This window comes from Ruegeria meonggei, from assembly GCF_042768335.1.
In the GTDB taxonomy this organism is placed as follows: domain Bacteria; phylum Pseudomonadota; class Alphaproteobacteria; order Rhodobacterales; family Rhodobacteraceae; genus Ruegeria; species Ruegeria meonggei.
In genome coordinates this window covers 2,352,149-2,368,829 of sequence record NZ_JAXHBT010000001.1, presented here as the reverse complement: position 1 = coordinate 2,368,829, position 16,681 = coordinate 2,352,149, and the positions used below count along the sequence as shown (strand labels likewise).

Below are 16,681 nucleotides of genomic sequence, written 5' to 3'. Positions count from 1 at the left end.
ATGGCCAAAGCGACGCACAGTCGCCCCAGCTTTTCACATCAACCCCACCAGCCAGAGTGACAGGGAGGGTATAAGGATGAGTAGGGTCAATCGAAGGATGTCTGCGATCCAGAATGGCAGCACGCCGCGAAAGATCGTTCCAAGTGAGACATCTTGCAACACGCCCTTCAGCACGAAGACATTCATACCGACGGGGGGTGTGATCAGGCTGATTTCAGTGGCCACAACAACCACAATGGCGAACCAGATCAGGGCGTTTTCGGGATCGAGCAGAAGTTCATTGGCAAACTCAAGCTCAAACATCAGTGGGTAAAAGACCGGCACTGTTAGCAAGATCATCGACAGGCTTTCAAGCACACAACCAAGCACCATGTAGGTCAGCATGATGAACACAATGACTGCCCAGACCGGCAATTCATTGTCGACAACAAAGCCTGATAGGGCATCCGGCAGTCCGGCGTAGTTTATGAAGTTGGTGAACAACTCGGCACCTATGATCACTGCAAAGATCATCGCCGTAGCCCGGATCGAATCCAGCGTAGCTGCGAAAAAGCTGCGCCAGGTCATCGTCCTGAGGGCAATGGCGATCAGGATCGCGGCACCTGCGCCCATTCCGGCCGCCTCAGTCGGTGTGAAGAACCCACCATAAATGCCAACCATGATGAAGAGGAATAGGCCCAGCACACAGATGACGCCTATGACATCAGCCCGGCTCATCGGTTCGGTGTTTTCCTCCTCCGGAGCCAGAGTAGGGTTCAATCGTACCGCTACCATGACTGCGCCAAGATAAAACAGCACACCAATGATACCTGGCACAATTCCCGCGATAAAAAGCTTGGCAATATTGGTTTCGGTCAACAGGCCGTAGATGATCAGGATCACCGACGGCGGGATCAAAATGCCTAGTGTCCCACCCGCGGCGATAGAGCCTGTCGCCAGCCGGTCATCATAACCAAAACGACGCATTGAAGGCATGGCAACTTTTGACATCGTGGCAGCAGTGGCCAGGGACGAGCCGCACACCGCGGAGAAACCGCCGCAAGAAAAGACCGAAGCCATGGCAAGTCCGCCGCGCAGCCTGCCAAAAAGCCGATCGGCACCGGCGAACAGCCCGTGTGCCACGCCTGAGCCGGCCAACACGTTGCCCATGAAGATGAACAGAGGGATGACCGAAAGGGAGTAAGACAAAGAAGTGTCAAAGGCCACTTGACCTGTCATAGCCCAGGCAGGTTCCCAACCACGCATATACGCAAACCCAAAGCCGCCTACAGCCGCCATTGCGAACGCGATGGGCACGCGCAGTAGTATAAGTCCCAGAAGGATCGCAAAGCCGATCAGAGATTCAATCATGGGGTGCCCTCTAGGTGATCTTGATCGGTGTCGTGTTCGATGGGCGGTTGTAATCCGCGCAGGAATGCGATGAACGCCGAAACCATGCAGGAGACCCCAGCCAGATAGCCGAATGGTGCCAGTGGAATCTCAAGTGCGTTGGTCACCGCGCCGTCATGGGCGGCCTTGGCCGCATGGGTGAAAAGCCGCCAAGAAAAGGTGGCTAACAGGGCTGCAGAGAACAGGCCTGCAAACGCAGACAAAAGACGTTGCGTCTTGCGTCCCAGCGCCAGATTCAGCAGGTCGACCTCGACGTGTTCACGGCGCTCTGTCGTCAGTGGTAAGGCCAGGAAAACGAGCGCTGCCAGCAGTATTTCAGTGAGTTCGAAGGCGCCGGAAAGCGGTGCGTTGAACAGGTAACGCCCAACTACATCCACACAGGTGATGAGGACGAGGCTGAACAGGATCAGTGCGGCCCCGACACCCAGAGATCTGTCGAGCAGCAGCCCGATGTCCAGCCCCTCATCAGGGGGCTGGTCGGGGAAACGATGGCGAAGCCGCTCCATGGATCAGAAGTCCACGCCAGCTTGCTTGCGCATTTCTTCCAGTGCCGCCGCGCCGTCGTAGCCGTCCGCCGAGATGGCTTCGGACCACGCTGTTTCGGCATCTGCTGCTTGGGATTTGATCGCATCAACGACTTCGGCTGGCGCTTCGTAGATTTCGATCCCGGCCTTTTCGGCCGCGGCGCTGCCTTTCTCGTCTGCACCGACCCAAGCTTCGCCAACCAGTGCGGCAAAGGCTTCACCGGAAATCGCCTCGATCGCCGCCTGATCCTCTTCAGAGATCTCGTTCCATTTGTCTTCGTTCATGACCATGAACCAAGTGGTGTTGTAGATGCCGCCGGGGACTTGCATCGTGTACTTGACGTCTTCGGTCAGCTTGAACGCAGCCAGAGCATCGTAGGGGAACGTCACGCCATCGATTACTCCGCGCGAGAGCTTTTCATACACCTCACCCGAAGACATGAAGAGCGTTGTGGAGCCGAGACCAGACATCAGGTCTGAGATGTAACCACCAGGAACGCGGATCTTGAGACCCGAGAAATCGTCTGTCGTTTCAATCTTGCGGACATTGTTGTGCAACATGCCGGGGCCGTGCACAAAGAGCCCCAGAAGCTTGGTGCCCTCATGTTCTTTCTGCGCCTCCAGCGGGCCGGAATAGACATTCCAGAATGCTTTGGAACCAGCAACGGCATCGTCACCAATGAACGAGAACTGACCGATCCGAGAGCGGGTGAAACGGTCATCTGTGGTAAAGGAATGCAAGCCATAGGTGATGTCAGCGATACCTTCGGCAGCCATGTCGTAATGTGCCGGGGGCGGGCCCATGGGCTTTGCAAGCACACGTACAGTCACGCGGCCATCGGTGACTTCCTCCACTTGCTTGGCCCAGGGTTTGATTGCCTCAACAACGATTGGATGGCGCGGCGGCAGCCAGCTCGAAAGCGCAAGCTTGGTCTCTGCCAAGGTAGTCGTTGCGAAAGACATTGCAGCGGTTGCAATGCCGGCGAGCAGCAGGGTGTTGCCCTTCAGTTTGATATTCATGGTATCCTCCCTTGGATTATGTGATGTCGGCGGCATTGAGCGCCTGGCTCAGGACGTCCCGGTCGCCGATGTGGTTGGCCAGGATCAGTATTAACCTAGCGTTGATTGTATCGCTCTCGGCTTTGGTCTTGCCTTCATGCGTTGCCAGCAGGTCGGCGTAGAAATCGTCGGTTCCGTCGATATTCGGTGTCAGGGTCAGATCGCTCATTGGCTTACTTCCTTACCAGCCGCACGGCGCAAGGCGGTGCGCATCAGGGTTTCGTTGAATTGCGCTCGGCGGGCAGCGACATGCTGATCCGGTCGGATTAGGTAGACCGCCGAACTGGCTTCGCCGAGATAGCGTTTCCTGAGCTGACCGGTCGGGTCGTCGCGGGTTGAAAGAGCCAGGCGGCGTGCCGTAATCCCGTCCTCTTCCAGAATTTCAGGTGCTTCTGCATCGATTGTCAAAAGGATGAACTCATCACCCAGCTTCGACAACAGGTATTCATCGCCCAACGGGGCATCAGGGCAGGGGGCGCCGGGCTGCGTCCGATCGGGACCGCCTGCCAGTGCGTCAGCGGAATTGAGTCCCGATCCACTGTACACGCATGGAACCGAGAGCCGACCCGAGTTGACCATCGGTCGTGCGAATTCATACGTTCCGCTCAGGCTGAGCACGGCATCGCGGAAGATCCGGCTTGTTTCTGATTTCGGTGTGATGAAATCGGTGGACCGTGTAGAATTCAGGATGTTTTCGTCCGCGCCATGAACCCGTTCGGTGTCGTAGGTATCAAGCAGGCTCTGAGGCGCTTTGCCTTGAATAACCAGACCTAGTTTCCAGCCAAGATTGTCCACGTCCTGCATGCCGGAATTGGCACCACGCGCACCAAAGGGCGAGACTTGGTGCGCCGCATCACCAGCAAAAAACACCCGCCCCGAGCGGAAACTGTCCATCCGCTTGCACTGGAAGGTGTAGATAGAGGACCAGACCATTTCATAGTCCACATCCCCCAGCATCGCATCCAATCGGCGACGGATATTCTCTTCTTTAAGTTCTTCTTTACGGTCAACATCCCAGCCGATCTGGAAGTCGATCCGCCAGACATCATCAGGTTGCTTGTGCAACAAAGCTGAGGCACCGGAGCCGTGGGTCGGTTCAAACCAGAACCAGCGCTCGGTGGGGAAGTTCAGATCGCCTTTCAGTTTGATATCAGCAATCAGGAAGCTGTCCTGAAAGACTCGACCGCTGAAATCGAGACCAAGCATCCCGCGCAGTGGTGAATTGGCGCCGTCGCAACCAATAAGCCAGTCCGCTTCAAGCGTGTAAGGCCCATCCGGTGTCATTACCGTCAGGGTGACGTGATCGTCGTGTACTTCGACGCTGTCCACACGGTTCTTGCCACGCAACTGGATCGGGGCGCCCTTGTCCTGCAGCTCGCGCAGGCGATCGATCATGTATTGCTCGAAATATGGCTGTTGTAGATTGATGAAGGCGGGGTATTTATGCCCGTCTTCCGGCAACAGGTTAAATTCGAATACCTTGTCATCGCGATGGAATACCTTACCGAGATTCCAGACAACGCCTTTTTCGAGCATCGGTTCGCCGCAGCCATAGCGGTCGGCCACTTCCAGGCAGCGCTTTGCGAAACAAATCGCCCGACTGCCCATGCCGATCCCCTCATGATCATCAAGCACAACCACCGGAACACCTTGGCGGCCGAGGTCCAGCGCTGTGGCTACTCCGATCGGCCCGCCGCCCATGACCACAACCGGGTGACGCACCGGTGCGTCAATATCCTGATCGGGCGATTTCTCGTATGGATAGCTCTTGTAGGCGAGCGTGTAACGATCATCAAACATTGGAAAATCCCCTCCCTTCAGGCGTTCAACCTTGCAGTTGCTCCCACATTTCCAGATCCCGTTCAGCCGTCCAGACACGTGGCGTGTCGATGCCGCGGGCTTCGTCATAGGCACGCGCAACATTGAACGGCAGGCAGTGTTCGTAGATCGCATAGTCGGCGAATTTCGGGTCGCACGCGTCACGAACAGCGTCCCAGGCATCTTTCAGGCTGCCGCCGCTAGCGGCGACACGAGCGGCCGGGCGATAGGTGCTTTCGACAAAATCCCGGGTGGACTCGATTGCTGCTTCAACCATGTCTTTACCGAGCAGAGCATCACCGCGGCCGGGCGCGATAGCATCGACGTCAAATGCGGCGATATTGTCCAGAGTGCCACCCCAATCGTTGAAATGGCCGTCGCCGCAATAGCAGGCCGAGTGGTACTCGACGATGTCACCGGTAAACATGACGTTCTGGTCGGGGACGTGAATGACGATGTCACCGGCAGTATGAGCGCGACCAAGATTCATAAGATCGACGCGTCGATTTCCAAGGTAGACGCTCATGCGATCCTTGAAGGTCGTGGTGGGCCAGGTCAGTCCGGGAATGCTTTCATGGCCTTCGAACAGACGTGGAAAACGCTGAAACTCACTGTCCCAATCTTCCTGACCGCGTTCGACAACCTGCGCCCGGGTCGTTTCGGACATGAGAACCTGATCTGCGCCATATGCTGAAGCGCCTAGAACGCGAACCGCGTGATAGTGAGTTAGCGCCAGATGTGTGATCGGTTTGTCGGTAACTTCTCTGACCTTCTCAATCACCTTGCCAGCCAGACGTGGCGTGGCCTGCGCCTCGACAATCATGACTCTATCATCGCCGATGATCACGCCGGAATTAGGATCACCTTCGGCAGTAAAGGCCCAAAGCCCTTCACCCACTTCGGTGAAGCTAATCGTCTTTTCACCCAAATCTCCCTGAGATGCGAATGCCTTAGCCATTGTGTTCTCCCGAGTATGTCGCTCGCGTGACTCGTTTTGTTTCATTTGCAACGAATATCGTTACAAATGAAACCAATGTCAATGCTGTTTCGTTTGGAGTAACGTGTTTGAACTATTGTCGCAGTGTGCATTCGAAGAGTTTTTTACGAAGATGTCGGCCTAGGAAAATGTTGTCTATTCCAGCTATTTTTGAAGCCAATCCTGCCGACCGGCGAAAAGAACTACTGTTCCATCAAGCGCATGATAGACCCAAGTGGAGGTTCAAGGCTTAGCGCTAGTGGCTTCTACGTTGGATAGGATCGAAATGGTCAACATGAGCCGCAAGCAGCGATTCACGTCCGGTCTCTCTCAGTTTCCACTTTGCGCCGTGTAGACGGGGCAATTTGACTATTTCTGGATTCCCAATCGTCGCGGCCAATTTCCTGCGACAGAATCTGCTGACGGCGATCCTGGTTGGGAAGCTTCTGAAAAAGAAACAACACCGGTGATGCTACATTTTTGCGCCATGTGAGCCAGAGGCTGTCTCAGTGATTCACAAGTCTACGCCCACCAGCATCCAGTACCCAGCACTGGTTTTGTTGCGAAGTTTTGAGCTCTCCGAGCTGTTCCAGTAATCGCTTGGGAGTTAGTCGGTGAGCTCAGCGAATTACCGAAACGGACAGAGTCCGGGCGTCAATTGGCCTTTACGGATCATGTGCGCAACCTCGATGCCTGCTAGAGTTGCTGAACCTGATACAAAAGACTTGAACCCCAACATGGGCCGAGTGCGTCTCTTGATGAAGCGGTGGTCCTGTTCCACAATGTTGTTCAAATATTTCCGCCTCACCATCTCGATCGGGATCGGACAACCAAAGCCTTTGAGCATCTTGTCTATCGCCTTTACCGCGTCAGCGAAGTCGTGAAAACTAATGTCGGCAAAGTCCGCGTCACTGCCATCTGCGTGCCACTCAGAGAATGTCCGGTTTACGTGGTTCGCGACCTGCTGCATGAGCGAAAGACCGAGGTGTGATCAAGGTCCGGTCAGGGCTCGGAGCGGACATTTGAGTCAACGATACTTGTCGAATGTCGGTTGAGCGGGGCAAAGCGAACCTCCGTGAAAACTTAGTCAAGCAATCCCATCAATAACTACTAGGTTTGTGGATGCCGTTTGATGTCGAATTTTAGCCAGTTCCAAATACTCAGGATCATTGTGCCAAGCCTTGGCTTTTTCTACGGAAGGGAAACGCATGATTACTGTCCGTGGCATGCCCCACGACCCTTCCAGAATTTCCGTTTCGGCGCGCGACGTTGCTAGTAGCTCTCCGCCGTGCTTTTCGAAGCTGGGCATAAAGCCAGCGAGATAGGCTTGGTAGGCCTCGGGTTCATGTATATCGAGTTGGCCAATTACGTAGGCTGGTATGATTTTACCCCTCTCGTAGCAGTTACCTCGACCACATTAACAGCTACGAAAAATGGCACAAATGCAGCGTTTGGCAGGTCGCCTATGGGCTCGAAGCGGTCATCAGACGGTTTCAATAGGTCATCGGGTCGGTTCAGATGGCAGACAACTCGGGGTAGCGGGACGAAACGGTCATAGCCTTTTGAGTGCGACAGCGCTGCTTTACGCAATGCAATGTTGTGCTAACGCACGGAATGGGTGACGGTAAAGGAAAGTCATCAAGGGGCGAAAAAATGGGAATTCGAACAACAGAAGGTCAAGGGAAATTATACTCATCGATCCTTGATACCATTGGGAATACGCCAACTGTGCGTGTTAACAACATCGCGCCAGACCATGTCGATGTTTATGTGAAATTCGAAGCTTTCAACCCAGGCGGGTCGGTAAAAGACCGCTTGGCTGTCAACATTATTGAAGCTGCTGAACGCGATGGAAGGCTAAAACCTGGGCAAACGGTCGTAGAGGCCACATCCGGAAACACCGGAATTGGTCTCGCAATGGTTTGTGCGGCCAAGGGATATCCACTGGTTGTGACCATGGCGGACAGTTTTTCCGTTGAGCGGCGTCGGTTGATGCGTTTCTTGGGTGCAAAGGTCGTTCTTACACCTCGTGCCCTAAAAGGCTTTGGGATGTATGTTAAAGCCAAGGAGCTAGCCGCGACAAACGGTTGGTTCCTTGCAAGTCAGTTTGAAACGCCAGACAACGCGGACATCCATCAGAACACCACTGCGAACGAGATACTTGCAGACTTTGAGGGAGAACGGCTGGATTACTTGGTGACTGGCTATGGTACTGGCGGCACCGTTTCCGGGATCGGTCGCGTTTTAAGAACAAGCAGGCCGGAAACTAAAATCATCCTCACGGAACCCGCCAATTCGGCCATTGTAGCGTCAGGTTACGTCAATACGAGAAACGAGGAAAACCAACCAACAGAAAGCCATCCATCGTTCGAACCTCACCCGATCCAAGGCTGGACACCGGATTTTATCCCATACGTGCTTCAAGAGGCTCTGGACGGCTCCTACTATGACGAGCTCTTACCGGTCGCCGGACCCGATGGTATCTCATGGTCTAGGCGATTGGCAGCAGAGGAAGGTATCTTCACTGGCATTTCAGGAGGATCAACTTTTGCGATAGCAATGCAAATTGCTGAAACCGCGCCAGAGGGATCGGCAATTCTTGTTATGTTGCCGGATACCGGAGAACGGTATCTTTCCACTCCCCTGTTCGAAGGTATCGCGGAAGATATGACGGACGAGGAGGCAACAATTTCGCTGTCGACGCCGAGTGCTCAGATGAGTAGCGAATAGACTACCGGCTACCCAACAGCGTCGGACTTCTCGCCCTCACCGGATAGCACGATTTGCATTTTGTCGGCGTCGAAAGGCTGTAGTAGTTCAAACGCTTCCTCAGCGCTGCCGTTCATCCATTGCTATTGCCACTTTGGCCACCGCAGGAGTTCACGTCCGTGATACCGACACCATTGTGGTCGATTGAACGCCCGTCCGACTGAACGGCGTGGATGCGCCTGAACTCGGGACCAGATCCGGACAAAACGCAAAGCGTTGGATGGTAAATTACCTTCGTGGCAAGTCCATTTCCTGCGACCTGAACGGCGAACGCACCCATGACCGATGGGTAGGGGTGTGCTATGCTGATGGACAGGACATAGGGGCGGCTGTAATCGCTGCTGGACACGCGCTAGACTGCAAAAGGTACTCAGGGCCGGTACAGGCATTTAGAGACCCCAGCGGCTAAATCACGGCTCAGACGGGCTGGTTATTGTAGTTGAGTGGAAGACAAAGCGTGACGACAATGATTAAGCCCAGATTGTCCGCCACCCGCGCCACAACCCAGTCCTTTATTCGATTTTGCACTTTTTTGGGGTTGAGTTTTTGGTTGGTGACTAGTGGCCATGCTGAAGGAGTGTTTCTGGAGTATCCACGGCAGGTGTTTCCGGATTGCGCGATTGTATGGAGGGTGGCACAGCAGGAGCCAGATTACGTTCAGTGTCTCGACAGTGACGGCATTGTGTCGGAGAGCGTAGATCGGGGTGTCCGGGTTGGTCTTGTCTCAAGTGAAAGACTAAGGCAATCGCCGGTGTTCGAAGAACCGCAATTCGTCGAAACTGTTCCCGCACCATTGGTGGGGTTGATAGACGAACTAACGCGCTGTCAGGAAAATAGCGGATGCGGTGCGGTCTTTGAAGACGAAAGAGTATCACTGCTGACGAGTATCGACCCTTCCAATGGTGTTTGGGTGTGGAAAGACCCTAGTGGCTTCACTTATGAACCGGCACGCCCGGTCGCTTATTTCTTTGAATTGGGCAACAATATTGTTGTTTTTCATGGTATCGGGAAATCTCCTTGGGAGACCGGAAAGTTTAATGTTTTTCGCTTCTTCGTCGTGGGGAAGGACCAGAAACCTTAGAGCAGTCATTCCTAGTTCTACTGTTTCCGATACGCAGCCCAACGCCGTTTCTGCGCCTTTGAAATAGCCTTGCGGCCTGCATCCGTTTTCGGCCCCGTGGACCTACCCCCGTGGAACTTGCACCGCCGTTTTGGCCCGAACAGGGTTCAGTGCGTGGGCATGAGACATGAGTGCTGGCAACATCCCCAGAAATAGCGAGTAGCCTAAAGAGAAAGGATGCGTCGAACTGAAGATCCCGCCCGAGCCAAAAACCAACACGTGCACCATCAGGAGCATATTGGTTGAAGGAAGGGTGGTTGAGGGGCTGGACGAGGGGGTAAGCGCCAGCCCCTCACTCAAGGGGGTATACGGAGTGGAAGTCATTATCCGATAACCAAAACGTACCTGTAAACTCATCTGACCGATATTGGGGAAACCCCTTAGTGCAGCACGTGCTGTCAAAAGGCTGTGGGACACACCCGAAATGGCGATTGAGGTTTGTTGTTCTGTTAATGAAACAGCCACATTTTTAACGTTTCCCCCTAATACACATCGGGCGCGGCGCGCCTTGAGGGAGTTTGCGATTTCAAAGAGGGGGTATGAGTTCGGCCCGCCGTGCCCCGGCTTCTCAGGATATTACCCGCAATTTGTCTCAAAATTTTCAACTGCCTGGGTGGGAGTGTCTGCCATTCTAGGGTGCGAGGTTTATCTACATGGAAGCCATTAAGGCGCTACACAGCACACTTTTGGGTGCGAAACGAGAGTTGGATTCAGGCACGAAACCAAAAGAGCGGCCACTTCGAACTTTACCCCCAAACTTGCCGCCATGTCCCCCTGAGCACATTCTTCTTCCAGACAGTCATGTATTGGCCGAGTTACCTTGCACGCGGTATTGGCACGAGGAAAAGAGAAAGGATGTAAACGGTCTACCCGCTCCAGGGGTTCCACATTGGTTGCGACGCTTTGATTGGCTGGTTGGTTGGGAACATGGTTGGGTACAATCTGGGTTTTTTCCGAGGCATGTTTATTGCCACCCAAATGCAATAACGGGATTGCTGAGCTATTTGAAGGATAGTTTTCAAGAGAAAAACCCAGGCTCTTTCCTCGTAATTGGAGGTGGAGATACGCCGTTAAGCAGTCAAAGCAGGAGCACTATTCGGGGCCTGAAAAAGTACTTCAGGGATATTTATTACGAAGCCTTTGATCGGTCTGTGCTTGGCGTGAAAATGATGCCCATTGGCCTGCAAGAGTTTTACATTCGCGGGTTTGAGCAGGACCTCCGTTCGGCAGTTAGGGCAAAGCCGCAAAAGACTCGCCTTGCTCTAAGCTCATTTGGAAAGTTCTGGCCAGGACTCGAAAAAACAATTCCCGATAGGACAAGTGCAAAAGAGTTCGCGGCAAGTTCTGACTTCATAACATGTGGCCCTTTTGCCCAACCTGAATACTACGAAGCGTTGGCCACGCATCATTACATGATTTGCCCACTTGGCAACGGTGTGCAGGCTCCAAAGATAATGGAAGCGTTCCTGTTTAGGTGTATCCCGATTATGACAGATAGTTTGATGGCGAGAACTTACGCTCACAAGGGCGCGCCAGTTCTTATCGTCAAAAACTGGAGCGACCTGAATCAAGAGCTTCTGGAAAATAGCTTGCCCATTCTCAGCGACCGAGCGAGCAGTTTCTTTGACGTTGCGAGTGATCCCGATAAGTGGTGGGAGTTTTCCTTTGAACGCTCGCCTACGACTGACCATTTTCAGAGCCAAAGACTAGACGCTCAAGCTGACGAGCCGCGTGCACATGGTCATTAAGGGCTTTTCTCATCAGTTGTGCCTCACGACTTCGCATTTCGAGCTTCTAAGAAGGGTTGGCTTTGCCTGGGTCTTGGCAACCACCTGCACCATGCATCCGGCAAACAGACTAGCCGCGAACCGCCGGGTTCTTGCAGGAAGGGGGCTCGAGGCCTCAATCGGGTCAGAAAGAGATGAAACAAAATGCAGAACTAGTTCTGCATGCCGTCTGACAGGCTAACACTTAATGATGGTAGCTTCACAAGGCTGCAGGGTGGCGTCGTTCGAAAAAGTTGCCGTAATAGTTCTGTCGTTCGCGCAGGACGATGTGATGGCGAAGCACTGTTGTGCGTTTTGTGCGTGTGTAGCCACAAAGTACCTGCCACTGACTACCGCTAGGCATCTCGTCAAGAAACCACACTGAGCCGATTGGTTATCATTTGGTGTGTTAGTTTTTGGATTTCCGTCCGCAAAGACCAAGGAAGCGGACAGCAAGAAAATACTTGCGCCGATGAGTTTCATCTTAAAGTTCCTCAAAAAAAATCAGAATCGAAATAATGGGCAACCATAGCACGAAAACCCCGAAAACACGAATTGGCGACAGGCAGGTGGCCACTGAAAAGTAAGGCGCTGAGACATTTCTGGCGGAGTTTATCACCTCTGACCGTTCTGGAGCCTCTAGCCTGCCACCGCGCTCAAACTCTCATCGCTCAACTTGCCCAGTTTAGTCTTTTCTAAAGCCAATTGTTCATCCGCCGCAGCCAACGCGATTTCTAGTTCCTCATCGGTCATGTCTTCAACGTGCTTTTCAGTTGCCGCCATTGCATAAACGCGTCGCGCAAAACTCTGTTCGGTCTCAGCTTCATTCCGCATGATTTTTCCGAACGTAGTCCCAGCAATAACTGCGTGATGAATACTGGCAGGGCCGCACTGCCGCCCATCCTTCGCAGGCACAATGCTTACAAAGAGGGGTTTCGTTTCCACGTCAATGAAATTTGCCAATTCCAACTTGTCCAGTCGACGTTTGATGCCCATGCGTTCACCCCAACTCGTTTGTCTGCCTTGGTTGAGCTGATAGAGTAGCCAATCACCACATTCTCAATTGGTTTTGGACGCTTGGTTGAGGGCTTGCGCAGCGTCGTGCGCCTATCCGTGAAAAATATCTTGCAACCGGTTGCAAAGAGAATCATTGTGTCCCCAATTTAGGGAATCGGGAGGACCGCATGCTGAGAGTAGGATTGCTTGGCGCTGGGCGTATTGGCCGCGTGCATGCACAGGCCATAGCCGCGCATCCCAAAAGCCAGCTTTGCGCTGTGTCTGATGCGGTTGCCGATGCGGCCGAAAGCCTTGCCTCCGAGTATGGCGCCGCAGTGCGCAGTTCCGGTGAAATCATCGCTGACCCGTCCATTGACGCGATTCTGATTGCCACCCCGACCGACACCCATTCGGATCTGATCGAGACAGCCACTCAAGCAGGTAAGGCGGTTCTGTGCGAAAAGCCGGTTGATCTTAGCCTGGAACGGGCACTTGCATGCAAATCTGTGGCCGAGGCAAGCGGGCAGCCGGTCATGGTGGGTTTCAATCGCCGCTTTGATCCCAGCTTTTCATCCCTCAAATCCGCCGTCGATAACGGTGAGATCGGCGCGCCGGAAATGCTGTCATTAACATCCTTTGATCCCGCGCCACCACCGGTCAGCTATATCATGGTGTCCGGTGGTTTGTTTCGGGACATGATGATCCATGATTTTGACATGGCCAACTATCTTATGGGGCAGCTGCCACAGCAGATTTCGGCCGTTGGTTCGTCGCTTGTCGATCCCGCGATAGGAGCGGCTGGCGACGTCGACACAGCTGTTGTTACAATGACTTATGCGGATGGACGGATTGCGGTAATCAAGAATTCGAGACGGGCGACCTATGGTTATGATCAGCGGATCGAACTGCTGGGGTCGGGTGGTTTGTTGCAGGCCAAAAACATCCTGGAAAACGCTGTAGTGAAATCGACGGCGGATGGCGTGACCGGGGCAAAGCCAACCTACTTTTTCCTGGAAAGATACATGCCCGCCTACCGCGCCGAATGGGATGCGTTTGTACAGGCAGCACTGTCCGGTGCGGCGATGCCGGTGACGTTGGACGACGGTGTGGCCGCTCTGGCCATGGCCGAGGCAGCAACGCGGTCCGCACAGTCCGGACGGCCGGTTGGGATGGACGAAGTTTTGAAACCGGTTGCAAAATGATTGGATATCCGGAAACTGGGGGCAGCTCCGTTAGTCTCCGGAGCGGAGGAGATTCGGTTCATCCGAATACAGGGGGTGAACCCTCAACAATAAGACGAACTATTCCAATGGGAGGAAACCAAATGAAGAACTTTGTTAAAGGCGCACTGGCGGCTGGCGCACTGGCACTGGCCACGCCCGCTTTTGCTCAGGAAATTGTGGTCGTGTCGCATGGCCAGGCCAATGACGCGTTCTGGAACGTGGTCAAAAACGGCGTTGAGCAAGCGGGCAAGGATGTCGGCGTAAACGTGGAATATCGCGCACCCGAGACCTTTGACATGGTGGCCATGTCCCAGCTGATCGATGCCGCTGTGAACCAGGAACCGGACGGGCTGATCGTTTCGATCCCCGATGCGGATGCGCTTGGCCCGTCAATTGAACGCGCTGTCGCAGCCGGTATCCCGGTGATCTCGATCAACTCGGGTGCTGAGGTCGCGAAAGAACTGGGTGCCCTGCTGCATGTCGGTCAGGACGAATACGATGCCGGCAAGGCTGCTGGTGAGCGGCTGGCATCCATGGGCGGGACCAACGCGATCTGCGTGAACCACGAAGTGGGCAACGTCTCGCTTGACCTGCGCTGCGAAGGGTTTGCCGAAGGCTTTGGCGGTAAAGTGACCGTTCTGCCAACGTCGAACGACCCGACCGAGATCGAATCCAAGGTCTCAGCCGCGCTGTCGTCGGATGAGTTCGTGGACACGGTGATGGCGTTGGGTGCCAGCTCGGCCGGTGAGCCGACTGTTGCCGCCGCCAAGGCGTCTGGCCGCGACGTGAATGTTGCGTCCTTCGACCTGTCGGCCAACTTCCTGCAGTCGATCGCGGATGGCGATGCAGCCTTTGCCATCGACCAACAGCAGTACCTGCAGGGTTACCTGGCGGTGAACTTCATGGGCCTGCACGCCAAATACGGCCTGATGCCAGGCGGCGATGTGCCTTCGGGCCCGAACCTGGTTACCCAGGACAAGGCCACTCAGGTGATTGACCTGTCCTCGCAGGGCATCCGTTAATCTAACGGCAAAAGAAAAACGAAACGGCGCGACTTGCGCCGTTTCTACCGAACAGGGAGGGAAACATGAGTGAGTCAGCGCCCGTTACAGCGGACGAAAGGGTCAAGAGCGAACCGTTTCTGACCAAACTAATGAAACGCCCCGAACTTGGTGCAATGGCCGGTGTCGTTCTGGTTTTCATTTTCTTTGCGATCACTGCGGACAGCTCAATGTTCACCCTTGCAGGGGTCATGAACTTTATGACACCTGCAGCACAGCTGGGCATTCTGGCCATTGGGGCCGCGCTGTTGATGATCGGCGGAGAGTTTGATCTGTCGATTGGTTCGATGGTGGCGTTTTCCGGCCTGTTCTTCGGCGTCTGCGTGGTGACGTGGCAATTGCCGCTGATCGTCGCGATCCCGATGACATTTGTTTTTGCCGCCATGGTTGGTGGGATAAACGGCAATATCGTGATCCGGTCGGGTCTGCCGTCTTTCATCGTGACGCTGGCGTTTCTGTTTATTCTGCGCGGGCTATCGCTGGTTGGTTTAAAAATGGCGACCGGGGGCTCGACCCAACTGCGCGGGGTGCGTGATGTGGTTGAAAATGACTGGCTTGCCCCGTTCTTTTCCGGCGAGGCCTTCGGAGGTCTCTTCGCGTGGATGGCCGAGGTCGGTATCATCGACACGTTCAAGAACGGTGCGCCCAAAGTGCCGGGCATCCCGGTTGAGATCCTGTGGTTCATCGTCATGGCACTGGCCGCGACATATGTGTTGCTGCGGACACCGGCAGGGAACTGGATTTTTGCCTCGGGCGGTGACAAGACTGCGGCGTCGAATTCGGGTGTGCCGGTAAACCGCGTCAAGGTCTCGCTGTTCATGCTGACGGCCTGCTGCGCCGCTCTGGTGGCGATCATCACGGTGATGGATGCGGGTTCAACCGACGCGCGCCGGGGCTTCCAGAAAGAGTTTGAGGCAATCATCGCCGCTGTGATCGGCGGCTGTTTGCTGACGGGTGGATATGGCTCGGCCATCGGTGCGTTCTTCGGCTCGATCATCTTCGGAATGGTCGTGATCGGCCTGACTTACACCGACTTCGATCAGGATTGGTTTCAGGTCTTCCTGGGCGGCATGCTTCTGATCGCTGTTTTGTTCAACAACGCAATCCGCAAACGCGTAACCGGGGAGCGCTGATATGTCTGATGACACCAAATTCCATCATGGCGACACTGCCAATGACCTGGCGCCAATCGTTCAAATGAAGGATATCGAAAAACACTTTGGCAACATCATCGCTTTGGCCGGTGTCAGCTTTGACGTGAAACCGGGTGAATGTCATTGCCTTCTGGGCGATAACGGCGCTGGCAAATCAACCTTCATCAAAACCATGTCCGGTGTGCATAAACCCACCAAGGGTGAGATCTATTTCGAAGGGAAGCCGCTGCATTTCGACACCCCTCGGGATGCGATGGAGGCGGGCATTGCGACCGTGTTTCAGGACCTTGCGATGATCCCGCTGATGAGCGTCACGCGCAACTTTTTCATGGGCCGTGAACCCACCAAAGGGAAAGGCCTGTTTAAACGGTTCGATGTGGAACAGGCCAACGATGTCTGCATGGAAGAGATGCGCAAGATGGGCATCAACCTGCGTGGCCCGGATCAGGCTGTTGGCACGTTGTCGGGTGGTGAACGGCAGACTGTGGCCATCGCGCGGGCCGTCTATTTCGGCGCGAAAATCCTGATCTTGGACGAACCGACCTCGGCCCTGGGTGTACGCCAAACATCGAACGTTCTGGCCACGATTGACCGTGTGCGCAATCAGGGCATCGGCGTGGTTTTCATCAGCCACAACGTGCGCCATGCACTTGCTGTGGGCGACCGCTTTACCGTTCTGAACCGGGGCAAGACCTTGGGCACGGCCACACGTGGCGAAATCACACCTGAAGAACTGCAGGACCTGATGGCCGGGGGGCAGGAAATGGCCCAGCTCGAAGGATCGCTGGGCGGAACGGTTTAAAACCGTTCTGTCCTGTGTGACGAC

General features: G+C 54.6%; 17 protein-coding genes and 1 pseudogene. 8 read left to right on the top strand and 10 right to left on the bottom strand.

Translation table 11 applies throughout. The features are described 5' to 3' along the window. Window positions 1-33: 33 nt before the first annotated feature. From SJY13_RS11570 to SJY13_RS11535, 8 genes and pseudogenes are all read right to left on the bottom strand, one after another. On the bottom strand, window positions 34-1,350 hold the full coding sequence (locus tag SJY13_RS11570; RefSeq protein ID WP_377191087.1) for a TRAP transporter large permease: 1,317 nt from the start codon (window positions 1,348-1,350) through the stop codon (window positions 34-36). Continuing rightward, complete coding sequence (locus SJY13_RS11565; protein WP_377191085.1) at window positions 1,347-1,895, bottom strand: TRAP transporter small permease; 549 nt, start codon at window positions 1,893-1,895, stop codon at window positions 1,347-1,349. Before SJY13_RS11565 ends, SJY13_RS11570 begins: the two co-directional genes overlap by 4 nt. Before the next feature lie 3 nt (window positions 1,896-1,898). Then, window positions 1,899-2,933, bottom strand: a complete 1,035-nt coding sequence (locus tag SJY13_RS11560; protein WP_377191083.1) for a TRAP transporter substrate-binding protein — start codon at window positions 2,931-2,933, stop codon at window positions 1,899-1,901. A gap of 16 nt (window positions 2,934-2,949) precedes the next feature. Then, window positions 2,950-3,141 (bottom strand): DUF2783 domain-containing protein, encoded by a 192-nt coding sequence (locus SJY13_RS11555; RefSeq protein ID WP_377191081.1) that lies wholly within the window; start codon window positions 3,139-3,141, stop codon window positions 2,950-2,952. Continuing rightward, window positions 3,138-4,772: an FAD-dependent oxidoreductase gene (locus SJY13_RS11550; protein ID WP_377191080.1), complete on the bottom strand. Its 1,635-nt coding sequence runs from the start codon at window positions 4,770-4,772 to the stop codon at window positions 3,138-3,140. Before SJY13_RS11550 ends, SJY13_RS11555 begins: the two co-directional genes overlap by 4 nt. A 25-nt stretch (window positions 4,773-4,797) precedes the next feature. Continuing rightward, window positions 4,798-5,748 (bottom strand): MBL fold metallo-hydrolase, encoded by a 951-nt coding sequence (locus SJY13_RS11545; protein WP_377191078.1) that lies wholly within the window; start codon window positions 5,746-5,748, stop codon window positions 4,798-4,800. Window positions 5,749-6,394: 646 nt separating this feature from the next. Beyond that, window positions 6,395-6,622 (bottom strand): annotated as a pseudogene (locus tag SJY13_RS11540) (DDE-type integrase/transposase/recombinase); the annotation flags it as partial. A 231-nt stretch (window positions 6,623-6,853) separates the two neighbouring features. Continuing rightward, complete coding sequence (locus tag SJY13_RS11535; protein WP_377193617.1) at window positions 6,854-7,132, bottom strand: DUF1330 domain-containing protein; 279 nt, start codon at window positions 7,130-7,132, stop codon at window positions 6,854-6,856. Window positions 7,133-7,419: 287 nt separating this feature from the next. On the opposite strand from SJY13_RS11535, the gene SJY13_RS11530 reads away from it, so the two are divergent. The 3 genes from SJY13_RS11530 (at window position 7,420) to SJY13_RS11520 (ending at window position 9,616) form a co-directional block, all read left to right on the top strand. Next, window positions 7,420-8,496: a PLP-dependent cysteine synthase family protein gene (locus tag SJY13_RS11530; RefSeq protein WP_377191076.1), complete on the top strand. Its 1,077-nt coding sequence runs from the start codon at window positions 7,420-7,422 to the stop codon at window positions 8,494-8,496. A 208-nt stretch (window positions 8,497-8,704) separates the two neighbouring features. After that, window positions 8,705-8,944 (top strand): thermonuclease family protein, encoded by a 240-nt coding sequence (locus SJY13_RS11525; RefSeq protein WP_377191074.1) that lies wholly within the window; start codon window positions 8,705-8,707, stop codon window positions 8,942-8,944. 48 nt (window positions 8,945-8,992) lie between these two features. After that, window positions 8,993-9,616, top strand: coding sequence for a hypothetical protein (locus SJY13_RS11520; RefSeq protein ID WP_377191072.1), 624 nt, complete (start codon window positions 8,993-8,995; stop codon window positions 9,614-9,616). A 17-nt stretch (window positions 9,617-9,633) separates the two neighbouring features. On the opposite strand, the gene SJY13_RS11515 is transcribed toward SJY13_RS11520, so the two are convergent. Then, complete coding sequence (locus tag SJY13_RS11515; RefSeq protein WP_377193615.1) at window positions 9,634-9,759, bottom strand: HGGxSTG domain-containing protein; 126 nt, start codon at window positions 9,757-9,759, stop codon at window positions 9,634-9,636. 888 nt (window positions 9,760-10,647) lie between these two features. On the opposite strand from SJY13_RS11515, the gene SJY13_RS11510 reads away from it, so the two are divergent. Beyond that, window positions 10,648-11,403: a hypothetical protein gene (locus tag SJY13_RS11510; RefSeq protein ID WP_377191070.1), complete on the top strand. Its 756-nt coding sequence runs from the start codon at window positions 10,648-10,650 to the stop codon at window positions 11,401-11,403. A 657-nt stretch (window positions 11,404-12,060) separates the two neighbouring features. Here the strand turns inward: SJY13_RS11510 and SJY13_RS11505 are convergent. After that, window positions 12,061-12,417: a hypothetical protein gene (locus SJY13_RS11505; protein ID WP_377191068.1), complete on the bottom strand. Its 357-nt coding sequence runs from the start codon at window positions 12,415-12,417 to the stop codon at window positions 12,061-12,063. Window positions 12,418-12,605: 188 nt separating this feature from the next. On the opposite strand from SJY13_RS11505, the gene iolG reads away from it, so the two are divergent. The 4 genes from iolG to SJY13_RS11485 all read left to right on the top strand — a co-directional run bounded on the left by iolG (window position 12,606) and on the right by SJY13_RS11485 (window position 16,657). Further along, a complete protein-coding gene (gene iolG, locus SJY13_RS11500) occupies window positions 12,606-13,619 on the top strand; it encodes an inositol 2-dehydrogenase (protein WP_377191066.1) in 1,014 nt (337 codons plus the stop codon). Window positions 13,620-13,741: 122 nt separating this feature from the next. Further along, window positions 13,742-14,662, top strand: a complete 921-nt coding sequence (locus SJY13_RS11495; protein ID WP_377191064.1) for a sugar ABC transporter substrate-binding protein — start codon at window positions 13,742-13,744, stop codon at window positions 14,660-14,662. A gap of 65 nt (window positions 14,663-14,727) precedes the next feature. Beyond that, window positions 14,728-15,834, top strand: a complete 1,107-nt coding sequence (locus SJY13_RS11490) for an ABC transporter permease (protein WP_085822815.1) — start codon at window positions 14,728-14,730, stop codon at window positions 15,832-15,834. A 1-nt stretch (window position 15,835) separates the two neighbouring features. Then, on the top strand, window positions 15,836-16,657 hold the full coding sequence (locus tag SJY13_RS11485; RefSeq protein ID WP_377191062.1) for an ATP-binding cassette domain-containing protein: 822 nt from the start codon (window positions 15,836-15,838) through the stop codon (window positions 16,655-16,657). The last annotated feature ends 24 nt before the right edge of the window (window positions 16,658-16,681 follow it).